At 60.4% G+C, this 12,420-nt stretch carries 11 protein-coding genes; 10 read left to right on the plus strand and 1 reads right to left on the minus strand.

Annotated elements, in window-relative coordinates; all coding sequences use genetic code 11:
* Nucleotides 1-256 precede the first annotated feature (256 nt).
* Complete coding sequence (locus VH564_RS17195; RefSeq protein ID WP_423341078.1) at nt 257-1,918, plus strand: putative bifunctional diguanylate cyclase/phosphodiesterase; 1,662 nt, start codon at nt 257-259, stop codon at nt 1,916-1,918.
* Here VH564_RS17195 and VH564_RS17200 read toward each other — a convergent pair.
* Entirely contained in the window at nt 1,898-2,911 is a 1,014-nt protein-coding gene (locus tag VH564_RS17200) for a YeiH family protein (protein WP_423341079.1), read from the minus strand. The genes VH564_RS17195 and VH564_RS17200 overlap by 21 nt on opposite strands.
* 104 nt (nt 2,912-3,015) lie before the next feature.
* On the opposite strand from VH564_RS17200, the gene VH564_RS17205 reads away from it, so the two are divergent.
* The 9 genes from VH564_RS17205 to VH564_RS17245 all read left to right on the plus strand — a co-directional run bounded on the left by VH564_RS17205 (nt 3,016) and on the right by VH564_RS17245 (nt 12,401).
* The gene (locus VH564_RS17205; RefSeq protein ID WP_423341080.1) at nt 3,016-3,915 is read left to right on the plus strand and encodes a LysR family transcriptional regulator; all 900 of its coding nucleotides are present in this window, start codon (nt 3,016-3,018) and stop codon (nt 3,913-3,915) included.
* Between the two features lie 119 nt (nt 3,916-4,034).
* Nucleotides 4,035-4,922: a phosphotransferase gene (locus VH564_RS17210; protein WP_423341092.1), complete on the plus strand. Its 888-nt coding sequence runs from the start codon at nt 4,035-4,037 to the stop codon at nt 4,920-4,922.
* Nucleotides 4,919-7,360 (plus strand): GcvT family protein, encoded by a 2,442-nt coding sequence (locus VH564_RS17215; protein ID WP_423341081.1) that lies wholly within the window; start codon nt 4,919-4,921, stop codon nt 7,358-7,360. The genes VH564_RS17210 and VH564_RS17215 overlap by 4 nt, the downstream gene beginning before the upstream one ends.
* A gap of 89 nt (nt 7,361-7,449) precedes the next feature.
* Nucleotides 7,450-8,151 (plus strand): uracil-DNA glycosylase, encoded by a 702-nt coding sequence (gene ung / locus VH564_RS17220; protein WP_423341082.1) that lies wholly within the window; start codon nt 7,450-7,452, stop codon nt 8,149-8,151.
* Between the two features lie 468 nt (nt 8,152-8,619).
* Nucleotides 8,620-9,639, plus strand: coding sequence for a porin (locus VH564_RS17225; protein ID WP_423341083.1), 1,020 nt, complete (start codon nt 8,620-8,622; stop codon nt 9,637-9,639).
* A 169-nt stretch (nt 9,640-9,808) separates the two neighbouring features.
* Complete coding sequence (locus VH564_RS17230) at nt 9,809-10,105, plus strand: ArsR/SmtB family transcription factor (protein WP_423341084.1); 297 nt, start codon at nt 9,809-9,811, stop codon at nt 10,103-10,105.
* 160 nt (nt 10,106-10,265) lie between these two features.
* Nucleotides 10,266-10,643, plus strand: coding sequence for an ArsR/SmtB family transcription factor (locus VH564_RS17235; protein WP_423341085.1), 378 nt, complete (start codon nt 10,266-10,268; stop codon nt 10,641-10,643).
* Nucleotides 10,644-10,842: 199 nt separating this feature from the next.
* Nucleotides 10,843-11,775, plus strand: coding sequence for a VOC family protein (locus VH564_RS17240; protein WP_423341086.1), 933 nt, complete (start codon nt 10,843-10,845; stop codon nt 11,773-11,775).
* Between the two features lie 14 nt (nt 11,776-11,789).
* Nucleotides 11,790-12,401 (plus strand): alpha/beta hydrolase, encoded by a 612-nt coding sequence (locus tag VH564_RS17245; protein ID WP_423341087.1) that lies wholly within the window; start codon nt 11,790-11,792, stop codon nt 12,399-12,401.
* Nucleotides 12,402-12,420 lie beyond the last annotated feature (19 nt).

Consider the following 12,420-nt stretch of genomic DNA (forward strand, 5'->3'; position numbering starts at 1 on the left):
TGCGAAGGTTTGTGAAGCCGGACACGTGCTTGGATTATGAAGCCGTCTGACCGAATCCATGATCAGCGGCTGAAAATTCCGACAGCTTCGGAGCTCATCGGGAGGAGCTACAATTTCAGAACCAACGGTCAATGCGGGTCGAACCGAACTCGAGTTCCAGGATCTGGTCAGGAGACTGGAGCTTGCGCTTGAGGCGTCGCAAATTGGCGTATGGGAGCACGATCTTCGCGACGGCCATCTGGTCTGGGACCGCTCGATGCACAGGCTCTATGCCACGGGTCGCGTCGATCGACGGGTGACGGGCGACGTGTGGCTGCATGCGCTCCATCCTGACGATCGCGAAAGGGCGCAGTCGGAATTCGAAGCGGCGGTCGCCGCCCGCGGTCACTACAGCTCGGAATTTCGCGTCATCCTGCCGAGCGGCGAGACGCGCTATATCCGCTCCAGGGCGCATTTCTTCGAAGGTCCGGATGGCGCTCCGTCTGTCATCGGTGCGGAATGGGACGTGACCACCGACGTGCTCCTCAGTCGCGAACTTGCCTACCAGAAATCCGTGGCCGAGGCGCGGGCCGTCGCTCTCGAGCGCAGCCAGAAGCTGGTCGAGCACGCAGCCAACCATGACTATCTCACCGGCCTGCCGAACAGGCGCTATTGCGACCTTCAACTTACTGCCTTTTCCGGCGATGCCTCCGTCCGAAGCCTCGCGGCCATGCATATCGATATCGACCGGTTCAAGGAGATCAACGACAAGATGGGCCATGCGGCCGGCGATGCCATGCTCAAGGCTACGGCTTCTCGGCTGATCGGCGCCATTCCGCCATTCGGCATGGTTGCCCGCACCGGCGGCGACGAGTTCGTCGTCCTTCTGGCCGACGTCCCGGATCCCGAGACGCTGCGGGCTCTCTGCGCAAATACCTTGCGGCTGCTGCGTGAACCGGTGCCTTTCGGGTCGGAGATGATCCAGACGACGGCATCCATCGGGGCGGCCTGGAACGCGAGCGGGACAGCCGGCAACCTTCTCGCTGAATCGGATCTGGCGCTCTACCAAGCGAAGAAACTTGGACGCAACAGGGTCGAATTCTTTACCGTGGCGCTGCAGGCGGAGATGCTCGGTCAACGGCAGCTGGCCGAAGATCTGAAGCGGGCACTGCCGCGTGGCGAGATTATCCCCTACTACCAGGTGCAGATCGATGCCCATACCGGGCGGATCTTCGGTTTGGAAGCTCTGGCACGCTGGAACCATCCTGTGCGCGGAGTGCTGTCGCCGGCGGCCTTCCTGAAGATTGCCGATGAATCCGGACTGACGGCGGCGGTGGATGCGGCCATTCTTGATCGCGCGTTGGCAGACCATAAGGAATGGCAGGCTGCCGGGATCTCGCCGCCACGCATTGCCGTCAACGTGTCGGCCGGGCGGCTCGGCGATCCCAACCTCCTGGAGGCGCTGAATCTGCTGACCATTCCGCCCGACGCCCTTGCCTTCGAACTGGTCGAAACGATTTTCCTCGACGACTGCAACGACAGCTTCCAGCAAAATGTCGAGGCGATTACAAAGCTTGGTATCGAGATCGAGATCGATGACTTCGGCTCCGGACATGCGTCTTTGCTGGGACTTGTGCGACTGCGGCCGAAACGGCTCAAGATCGACCGTCAGCTGATCACGGCCATCACACATTCCGAGGAGCAACGGCGACTGGTGGCCTCGATCGTCGACATCGCCAAGACGCTGAACGTCGAGGTCATCGCCGAGGGCGTCGAGTCAGCGGAGCATGCCCAGCTCTTGACGGAAATCGGCTGCGATGCCCTGCAGGGCTATGCGCTCGGCTATCCAAGCCCTGCCGCCGAGATTTTCGGCCTGTTGTCGGGCGTTCAAGCGGAGCTCCGTGCCGAACCGTTGCGTTCAGGGGATCTGCAGCGCTAGGATCAAGGCATAGCTGATTGCGCTAAGGGAAAGCAGCGACAGGCTGGCGACTGCGATCACCCTTCCACCGGCGTGGCCGACAACCCGCACATCGACCGACAGGCCGAGGGCTGCCATGGCGACCAGCGTCAGCATGTTGGAGGTCATGGTCATCGGCACAAGGGCTGCTTCCGGGATAAGGCCGAAGGAGCGCAGTCCCATCATCAGGATGAAGCCAATGATGAACCACGGCACGATCGAGTGATGGTGTGCCTGCAAATCATCCTTTTCGGCCTTGAGAAGCCAGCCGATGAGGACAATGACCGGGCCGAGCATCAGCACGCGCACCAGCTTGACCAGCGTACCGGTCTGGACGGCGAGCAAGCCTGCCGGTGCCGTTGCAGCCAGCACCTGGGGTACGGCATAAACCGTCAAGCCGGCGAACACACCGTATTGCGAGGCGCTCATGCCTGACGTTACGAACAGCAGCGGCATCAGAAAGACCACGACCACGCCGAGCACGGCGGTGAAAGCAAGCGCGGCGGTGATCTCCTCGGCGTCGGCCTCGATGACGGGTGCAACGGCAACGATAGCGGAGTTGCCGCAGATGGAATTGCCACAGGCGATCAGGGTCGCCAGTCTGCGGGGCAGCCCGAATACCCGGCCGATTGCGTAGCTGATGCCGATCGACAGCAGCACTATCCCGGCAATGCCGCCGATCAACCCAAGGCCCGCACCGCGAATACTCGACAGGCTAATCGAGGCGCCGAGAAGCACGATGGCGATCTCAAGCAACGTGCGCGCGCTGAAATCGATCCCTTCGCGCAGGAACCGCACAGTGGGAAACAAGGTCCGCACCGCTATGCCGAAGCCGATCGCCAGTATGAGACCTTCGATCCAGCGACCGCCCAACAGGAATACCTCAAGCCGCTCCGTCGCCATGGCGCCAAGCGCAACGGTCAGGCAGAGAGCCAGGCCTGGCAGGATGTGGCGAATGTGGGAAGCGGTAGGCATCGGGAAAATCCTTGTTTGGTGCCGCTAATTTCCCACGCGCTTACGTCGACTTCCATCGAATAATATGGCATGTTCTGTTCAGTAAAATCGAATGAACGGATCCGATGACTTTCGAACAACTGGCCATCTTTGTCGCGGTCGCCGAGCGCGAGCATCTGACGCGGGCCGCGCAGGCCATCGGTCTTACGCCCTCCGCGGTCAGTGCGGCGATCAAGAATCTCGAAGCTTTCTATGGTGTCGAGCTGTTTCATCGCGTCGGGCGGCGGATTGAGCTCACAGTCGTGGGGCGGGTGTTTCTCGGCGAGGCGCGGACCACCCTGGCGCGCGTTCGCGCCGCCGAACTGATGCTGTCGGAACTGGGCGGTCTCCAGCGCGGCCATCTCAGCCTCTACGCAAGCCAGACGATCTCCAGCTACTGGCTGCCACCTGTGATGATGCGCTTTCACGAGGCCTATCCGGGTATCGAGCTGACGCTCACGATCGGCAACACCCGCACCGTCGCCGATGCTGTGATGGAGGGGCAGGCGGAGCTCGGTCTGGTCGAAGGCGAAGTCGATGCTCCGGCCTTGTCTTCCGCTGTCGTCGCGCGGGATGCGCTGTCGGTGGTTGTCTCGCCCGACCATCCCTGGGCGGACGGCCGGGCGCTCACCGCCGAACAGCTCGCTACCGACAGCCTCTGGGTCATGCGTGAACAGGGCTCGGGCACGCGCTCCGCCTTCGAGACAGCGCTGCTCGGCTTCGGCATTTCCCCGCAATCGCTGCGGATCGCCCTGACCTTTCCTTCAAACGAGGCAGTGCTGTCGGCTGTTCGGGCAGGGACCTGCGCGGCTGCAATTTCCAGCGCGGCAGCGGGGCTTTATCTGCAGCAGGGCGTGCTGGTGAAAGCCGCTTTCGACCTGCCGGCGCGCAGCTTCCGATTGCTGCGACACAAGGAGCGGCACGCCAGCAATGCCTCGACCATGCTGGAGCGCATGTGCCGGGACGCCGCGGCCGACGCCCAGTGAAGGCGCGGCGGCAGCGGGCGGAGGCCGAGGCGGCGGCGTCTCCGCCTTATTCTCCTTGACAGGTTGCAAATAGTGGCGAAATTTCGCTTCTACGAATTAGGCAATGCAGGAGAAATTGCATCACTGACGCTCCTGACGATCGTATTCAGGCATTGGGTATCTGGGATGGGCCGATCGAGATCTCGGCTCTCACCGGCGGCATTACCAATCGCAACTATTTGGTGAAAGACAGCGCGCGACGCTACGTCGTTCGGCTTGGCTCGGATATCCCTGTCCACCACATCAGCCGGTCGAACGAGCTGGCCGCCAGTTGCGCTGCCCATGCGGCCGGGCTGTCGCCGGCTGTGGTCCACCACCGGCCGGGTGTGCTCGTGCTCGACTACATCGATGCACGACCGCTGTCGGTAAAGGCTATCGGCCAGGGCGAAATGCTGGAACGCGTCGTGCAACTGGTGCGGCAGGCGCATCGCACTGTCGGGCTCCACCTGCGCGGCCCGGCCGGGATGTTCTGGTCCTTCCACATCGCCGCCGACTATGTGGCGACGCTGCGGGATTCCGGCAGTCGCCATGCGCACCTGCTGGGCGGGTTGCTCGACAAGGTGCATAGGCTCGAGCAGGCGGCCGGACCGTTCGACATCGTTTTCTGCCATAACGACCTTTTGGCCAGCAACTTTCTCGACGACGGGCAGCGTCTCTGGCTGATCGACTGGGACTATGCAGGCTTCAACACGCCGCTCTTCGACCTCGGCGGGCTTGCTTCCAACAATGGATTTACGGCCGAACAGGAGGCCACGATGCTGGATGTCTATCATGCCGGCGCCGGCGAGCGCGGTTTGAAGCGGCGCTATGAGGCGATGAAATGCGCCTCGTTGTTGCGCGAGACACTCTGGAGCATGGTGTCCGAAATCCACTCCACGATAGACTTCGACTACGCAGCCTACACGGCCGACAACCTTGCCCGCTTCGAGCGTGCCTATGATCTGTTCCAGACCGGGGATAACCAATGAAGGAAATGCCCAGGACAGCGAAAGCCGTCGTCATCGGTGGCGGCATCATCGGCTGCTCGACAGCCTATCATCTGGCTAAGCTCGGCTGGACCGATACGGTGCTGCTCGAGCGCAAGAAGCTGACCTCGGGCACGACTTTTCACGCCGCCGGTCTGGTGGGGCAACTGCGCTCCAATGCCAACATCACCCAGCTGCTCGGCTATTCCGTCGATCTCTATAAGCGGCTGGAGGCGGAAACGGGGCTTGCCACCGGCTGGAAGATGAACGGCGGCCTGCGCCTTGCCTGCAACGAGGAGCGCTGGACCGAAGTCAAGCGGCAGGCGACAACCGCGCAGTCCTTCGGCCTCGACATGCAGCTGCTGACGCCGGCGGAAGCCCAGTCGCTGTGGCCGTTGATGCAGGTCGACGACCTGATCGGCGCGGCCTACCTTCCCACCGACGGTCAGGCCAACCCATCCGATATCACCCAGGCGCTGGCGCGCGGCGCGCGCATGGCCGGGGCCAGTATCTTCGAAGATACTGAAGTCGTCGACATCGAGATCGACAAGGGACGCATCCGCGCGGTGATCACCGATCGTGGCCGGATCGAATGCGAGCGCGTCGTCGTCTGCGCCGGCCAGTGGACCCGCGATTTCGCCGCCCGCTTCGGCGTCACCGTGCCGCTCGTTTCGGTGCAACACCAATATATCATCACCGAATCCTTCGGCGTCCCCTCGAACCTGCCGACGCTCCGCGATCCGGACCGGTTGACCTATTATAAGGAAGAGGTCGGCGGTCTGGTCATGGGCGGCTACGAGCCCAACCCGATCGCCTGGGCGGTCGATGGCATTCCGAAGGATTTTCATTTCTCGCTGCTCGATTCCGATTTCGATCATTTCGGTCCGATGATGGAGCAGGCTCTGGCGCGGGTACCAGCACTGGAGACGGCCGGTATCAAGCAGCTGTTGAACGGCCCCGAAAGCTTTACGCCGGATGGGAACTTCATCCTCGGCGAGGCGCCCGAGCTCAGGAATTTCTTCGTGGGTGCCGGGTTCAATGCCTTCGGCATCGCGTCGGCCGGTGGTGCCGGGATGGCGCTCGCCGAATGGGTCTCGAAGGGAGAGCCGCCCTACGATCTCTGGCCGGTCGATATCCGCCGCTTCGGCAGGCCGCATTTCGACACGGACTGGGTGCGCAGCCGGACCCTGGAGGCCTATAGCAAGCACTACACCATGGCCTGGCCGCTCGAGGAACATGCGAGCGGCCGGCCGTGCCGCAAGTCGCCGCTCTACGACCGGCTGAAGGCGCATGGCGCCTGCTTCGGGGAGAAGCTCGGATGGGAGCGTCCGAACTGGTTTGCCGACCTGTTTGCCGGCGAGGAGCCGCGCGACATCTACAGCTATGGCCGGCAGAACTGGTTCGACGCTGTCGGCCGCGAGCACAGGGCGGTGCGCGAAGCGGCCGTGATCTTCGACCAGACGTCCTTCGCGAAGTTCGTGCTCAAGGGGCGAGATGCGGAGGCGGCGCTGGGGTGGATCGCCTCGAACGACGTCGCCAAGCCGGTGGGGTCGCTGATCTACACCCAGATGCTGAACGACAGGGGCGGCATCGAATGCGATCTGACCGCTGCGCGCATTGCCGAGGACGAGTATTACATCACCACCGGTACCGGCTTTGCCACCCATGACTTCGACTGGATCAGCCGCAACATACCGGACGGGATGCATGCCGAGCTGGTGGACGTCACGTCTTCCTATTCCGTGCTGTCACTGATGGGGCCGAAATCCCGTGCGGTGCTCGAGGAAGTCACCCGCGCCGATGTCTCCAATGCGGCCTTCCCCTTCGGCAAAGTGCGGACCATCGGCATTGCCGGTGCGCCGGTGCGGGCGTTGCGCATCACCTATGTCGGCGAGCTCGGCTTCGAGCTGCATGTTCCGGTCGAAAACGCGGGCGCGGTCTATGATGCACTGATGGCGGCCGGCATCGCCCATCATCTGGCGAACGCCGGCTATCGCGCCATCGAGAGCTGCCGGCTCGAGAAGGGGTATCGCGCCTGGGGCGCCGACATCGGTCCGGATCATACGCCGATCGAGGCGGGGCTCGGCTGGGCGGTGAAACGCAACAGCGATTTTCGCGGTCGCGCCGCAATCGAGGCGCAGCGGCAGTCGGGCGTCAAGAAACTGCTGGCCTGCTTCGTTCCGGAGGACCGCGAGACGGTGCTGCTCGGCCGGGAGACGATCTACCGCAACGGAGAGCGCGTCGGTTGGCTGTCGAGCGGTGGCTTTGGCTACACGATCGACAAGCCCATCGGCTACGGCTATGTCCGCCATCCCTCTGGGGTCAGCGAGGATTTCGTTCTCTCCGGACGCTACGAGCTCGATGTGGGGATGGAGCGCGTGCCGTGTGCGGTGTCACTGAAGCCGCTCTACGACCCGGGGATGCTGCGCGTCAAAGCCTGATAAAGTGGCGACGGGTGGATGACGGAAACGCTTTCCTTGACTTGGCGTCCGATTTTCGATCACGGTTGCCCCGAAACGAGGAGCAATCGATGCCGGTAACCGGGGTGAAACTGGAGGAGAGCTGGAAGAACGCGCTATCGGCGGAGTTCTCCAGCCCCTACATGGAAAAGCTCAAGGCATTTTTGCTTGCCGAAAAGCAAAGCGGCAAGGTGATATTTCCAAAGGGGCCAGAGTATTTCCGTGCTCTCGACTTGACGCCGGTTTCAGCCGTCAAGGTGGTCATCCTGGGGCAGGATCCCTATCATGGACAGGGGCAGGCCCATGGCCTCTGCTTCAGCGTCCGGCCGGGTGTCCGGACGCCGCCCTCTCTGGTCAATATCTATAAGGAACTGCAGGCCGATCTCGGCATCCCGCCGGCGCGCCACGGTTTTCTCGAGAGCTGGGCGCGGCAGGGAGTGCTGCTTTTAAACAGCGTGCTGACGGTCGAAGAATCCCGGGCCGCTTCTCACCAGGGTCAGGGTTGGGAGCGGTTTTCCGACGCGGTGATCCGTATCGTCAACGACCAATGCGAGCATGTTGTCTTCATGCTGTGGGGAGCCTATGCGCAGAAGAAGGGGGCCTTCATCGATGCATCCCGTCATCTGGTGCTGAAATCCGTGCATCCATCGCCACTCTCGGCTCATAACGGCTTTCTCGGCTCGCGACCTTTCTCCAAAGCCAATGCCTATCTCGAGCAACACGGTCGCGCACCCATCGACTGGGCGCTTCCGGAAAATCCTGTCACGGAATAGCAGCTCGATCCCAGCTGACGCCGCTTGGCCTGCCCGTGAGTTCTCGCTGGCGGACCTTGATTCTTAGGCTGGCCGGTGCCGACGATGGCCCGTGGAAGGACAATGCGAGCCCAGCGAGATAATAAAAATTGACGAATATCAGTAAACAATGGAGTCAGGCAAACTATTGTTGTAATTATAAGAAGTATTGCTGATTAATATTGCTACTATATTAGAATAACAAATATATTTATTTTTCTTACAAGTTACATGGCTGCAACATATACCCGTATTCGATGTGTATTTCAGTCCAATAAATACAAATAAAGTTTGTCATATAATCGTCTCTCACGGATATTCTAAGCAGAAGTCGAGGAGACTCTACTTCGATTTTGATCTTACGGGGTCTCAACACATTGGTGCTTTTGGGTATTGTGCAAGAATTGCGCAAGCGAAGAATTGTGCCGAGATAACATATCGGGAGCTTTTATGACTATCAAAACTCTTCTTCTCGGATCTGCTGCAGCGCTTGCTGTAGTCTCGGGCGCACATGCAGCCGACGCCATTGTTGCTGCTGAGCCGGAACCGCTGGAATATGTTCGCATCTGCGACGCATACGGCGCTGGCTATTTCTACATCCCGGGCAGCGAGACCTGCCTGAAGATCGGCGGCATGGTTCGTAACGACACCTACTGGCACGACGCCTACGGTCCTTTTACGCCTTTCGGCACGAAGAACCTTAGCCGCGCAGAACTCTACTTCAACACGGCGACGGACACCGAATACGGTCCTCTGAAGACTGCAATCACGCTGCGCTTCAACCACTCCGAAGGCGCCAACTCCGATGCCTCCCCGCTGATCGCCTACATCTCGCTCGGTGGCTTCCTCATCGGTCGTCAGGATTCGCAGTACAACGAATTCATGGGCTACGCGGGCAACGTCATCAACGACGACGTGATCGGCGACGGACCTTACGAGTTGAACCAGGTCACCTACTCGTTCGACAGCGGAACAGGCTTCACCGGCGTGCTCTCGCTGGAAGACTCCTTCTCCAGCGCTGCCTTTGATCACTACGCTCCGGATGGTGTTGTCGCTCTCGGTTACAAAGCCGGCGCATTCTCCGTCAAGGTTGCCGGCGGTTACGACTCGATCGCTGAAGAGGGTGCCGTCAAGGTACGCCTCGACGCAGACTTCGGCACGTTCAGCGCCTTCGTGATGGGGGCATGGAACACGGATGGCGACACGACCAACAAGTATGCCAATGGCGACGCTTTCGGAAGCACGGGCGACTGGGCTGTCTGGGGCGGTGGCTCTGCAAAGTTCAACGACAAGCTGAGCTGGAACCTGCAGTTGGCTTATGCCGACAACAAGACCTTCGAAGCAACGACCAACCTTGCCTACTTCCCGGTCAAAGGCTTCAAGATCCAGCCTGAAATCACCTACGTCAACTACGACAACGTCGATAAAAGCGTCTGGGCCGGCGTCCTGCGCTTTCAGCGCAACTTCTAACAGATGTCTGGCTTCGGCCAGACTAGGGTGTCTGGTGGCGCGTTGCCACTGGATATCTGACGCGATCGGTTGACCTCCGATCCAAACGGAAAAGGTCCGGCATCCCAGCTGGACCTTTTTTGCGTCATCGGGGGCACATGGAACGGGGACTTATCTTTAGGGGGCTGAGATGGGTGTGGAGCAACAGGAGAAACTACTGCGCGATCAGGCTTCGTTACTGGCTATGATGGCAAATCCTGCGAGATTGTCGATTTTGAAGCTCCTCATGGAGGAGGAACGATCCGTGGGCCAGTTGGCGACGCATGTCGGACTCAGCGAAAATGCGACTTCGATGCATCTGGCAAAACTGAGGCGTGGTCGGGTGGTCACAACCAACCGCAAGGCACAGAATATCTACTACGCCGCAAAATCGATCAATGTTGTTGTCATCCTGAATGCGCTTGATACTATCTCTCAGAATTTTTAGTATTGATTTGCGGTCTAATATTCACAATTCAATCTTTTAATTTACAAGAACAATATTCTTCTTATATTAGAAATGCATTTATATCGTTATTACTGCGCGCTTTGGTGGGGTGGGGCAGGAGTAAGATATTGATCTCGGGGGCGGGGTCTAAGGAGGGGCTTTGACATCAGCGGTCGCATGCGACGATTCCGCGACATCCAGTGACGATCAGGGGAGGGCAGCAGTCATAAAGTCCGATTTCCTGGCGGTTTTGGCAAACCGGCAGCGGATGCATATCCTGTTTTTGCTGATCGAGGGGGAGTGTTCGGTCGGTGAATTGATGCAGGAGCTTCGAGAGACGCCTGTGGGCGTTTCACGGCATCTCATTATCCTCAGGGACAATAACATCATTCGTAGCCGGCGTTGCGGCAAGAGCGTACGCTATTCCCTGACCTGCCCGCGCGTTGCACAAATGGTAAAGGCGCTGTCAGACATCTGTTGCGACAAGGATGCCGAACAGACGTGCAGTCTGGGGGAACTGGAGCTTGTCACTTCCTGACCTCCATCAGGAGGAGAAGTCGTCGCAAGTTCCATTCTCGCCTCTGCAGGTGGTTTGCTCTGTTGAACACGTCGAAGCTGTCGTTCACTATTTGAAGACAATCCGTTTGGATCCATGGGGCTACCCGAACGCGCCGACAGAGATCATCTTCACTCCATGAGAAACGCCCCGCTGTTGGGGCCGACACAAGGGGTTTGAGATGCTCAATCAGATCAAGGGTCTTCACCACGTTACGTCGATGGCTGAAGATGCCCGCACGAACAATCAGTTCTTCACCAAGACGCTGGGCCTGCGCCGCGTCAAGAAGACCGTCAATTTCGACGCGCCAGACGTCTACCATCTCTATTATGGTGACGAGGTTGGCGCGCCCGGTTCGGTCATGACCTATTTCCCCTTTCCGAAGATGGCCCGTGGCCGTCCCGGCACGGGTGAGGTGGGGACGACGGTGTTCTCGGTTCCGGAAGGCTCCATCGGCTACTGGAGCGACCGCCTGGCAACTCAGGGCGTCAGCGGCCTGAAGGCGGATGAGTCCTTCGGCCAGAAGCGTCTGCACTTCGCCGGTCCGGATGGAGATGGCCTGGCGCTGGTCGAGGTCCGTGACGATATCCGTCAGCCTTGGCTCCAGGGCGGCGTCGATGCCGATCATGCCATCAGGGGTTTCCATTCGGTCTCCATGCGTCTTCGCGACGACGGCGCAACGGACGAGTTGCTGCGCTACATGGGCTATCAGGTCGCCGACACCCATGAGGGCGTCAAGCGGCTGGTCATTCCGGGTGGCAATGGCGCCGATTTCATCGACCTCGAAACCATGCCGAACATCAGCCGATCGCTGCCGGGTGCCGGCTCGGTCCATCATGTCGCTTTCTCGGTCGAAAACCGCGAGAAGCAGCTGGAGGTCCGCAAGTTGCTGATGGACACCGGCCATCAGGTGACGCCGGTGATCGACCGCGACTATTTCTGGGCGATCTATTTCCGCACGCCGGGTGGCGTCCTGTTCGAGATTGCAACGAACGAACCGGGCTTCGATCGTGACGAGGACACGGCCCATCTCGGCGAGGCGCTGAAACTGCCGCACCAGCACGCCCATCTGCGCGCGCTGCTGGAAGAGCATCTCGAGCCCTTGGAAGCCTAATCCTGGAGAGTGTCATGACGGATACAACATATGTGCACCGGCTGCGGGCCGGTGCACCGGGAAAGCCTATCTTCTTCGTCTTTCACGGGACCGGTGGCGACGAAAACCAGTTCTTCGACTTTGCCTGCCGGCTGCTGCCTGAGGCAACCATCGTTTCGCCGCGCGGCGATGTCGCCGAGCATGGCGCCGCCCGATTCTTCCGGCGCACCGGCGAAGGCGTCTACGACATGGACGACCTTTCCCGGGCGACAGCCAAGATGGCGAGCTATGTCAAAGGCCTGGCCGCCGAGCACGAAGCCTCCGCCGTCCTCGGCCTCGGCTTTTCGAATGGCGCCAATATCCTCGCCAATGTGCTGATCGAGGCCGGCGATCTGTTCGATGCAGCCGTGCTGATGCATCCGCTGATCCCGTTTCAGCCGCGCGACAACGCAAAGCTTGAAGGGGCAAAGGTGCTGATCACCGCCGGCGAACGCGACCCGATCGCCCCGGTGTCGCTGACGAAGGCGCTGGCGGCCTATTTCGCCGCGCAGAAGGCAGAGGTGAAAGTCGAGTGGCATCCGGGTGGCCATGATATCAGGCCAAACGAGATCGAGGCGGTCACCACGCTGCTCGCCGACTATGCCTGAAATGTGATGCGGCGGTTGT

The organism is Rhizobium sp. HT1-10, assembly GCF_049472505.1.
Classification (GTDB): domain Bacteria; phylum Pseudomonadota; class Alphaproteobacteria; order Rhizobiales; family Rhizobiaceae; genus Rhizobium.

Excerpts from the sequence above, each read along its gene's own strand:
- VH564_RS17195 (WP_423341078.1), top strand. The coding sequence starts at position 257 with ATGCACAGGCTCTATGCCACGGGTCGCGTCGATCGACGGGTGACGGGC.
- VH564_RS17200 (WP_423341079.1), bottom strand. The coding sequence starts at position 2,911 with ATGCCTACCGCTTCCCACATTCGCCACATCCTGCCAGGCCTGGCTCTC.
- VH564_RS17205 (WP_423341080.1), top strand. The coding sequence starts at position 3,016 with ATGACTTTCGAACAACTGGCCATCTTTGTCGCGGTCGCCGAGCGCGAG.
- VH564_RS17215 (WP_423341081.1), top strand. The coding sequence starts at position 4,919 with ATGAAGGAAATGCCCAGGACAGCGAAAGCCGTCGTCATCGGTGGCGGC.
- ung (WP_423341082.1), top strand. The coding sequence starts at position 7,450 with ATGCCGGTAACCGGGGTGAAACTGGAGGAGAGCTGGAAGAACGCGCTA.
- VH564_RS17225 (WP_423341083.1), top strand. The coding sequence starts at position 8,620 with ATGACTATCAAAACTCTTCTTCTCGGATCTGCTGCAGCGCTTGCTGTA.
- VH564_RS17230 (WP_423341084.1), top strand. The coding sequence starts at position 9,809 with ATGGGTGTGGAGCAACAGGAGAAACTACTGCGCGATCAGGCTTCGTTA.
- VH564_RS17240 (WP_423341086.1), top strand. The coding sequence starts at position 10,843 with ATGCTCAATCAGATCAAGGGTCTTCACCACGTTACGTCGATGGCTGAA.
- VH564_RS17245 (WP_423341087.1), top strand. The coding sequence starts at position 11,790 with ATGACGGATACAACATATGTGCACCGGCTGCGGGCCGGTGCACCGGGA.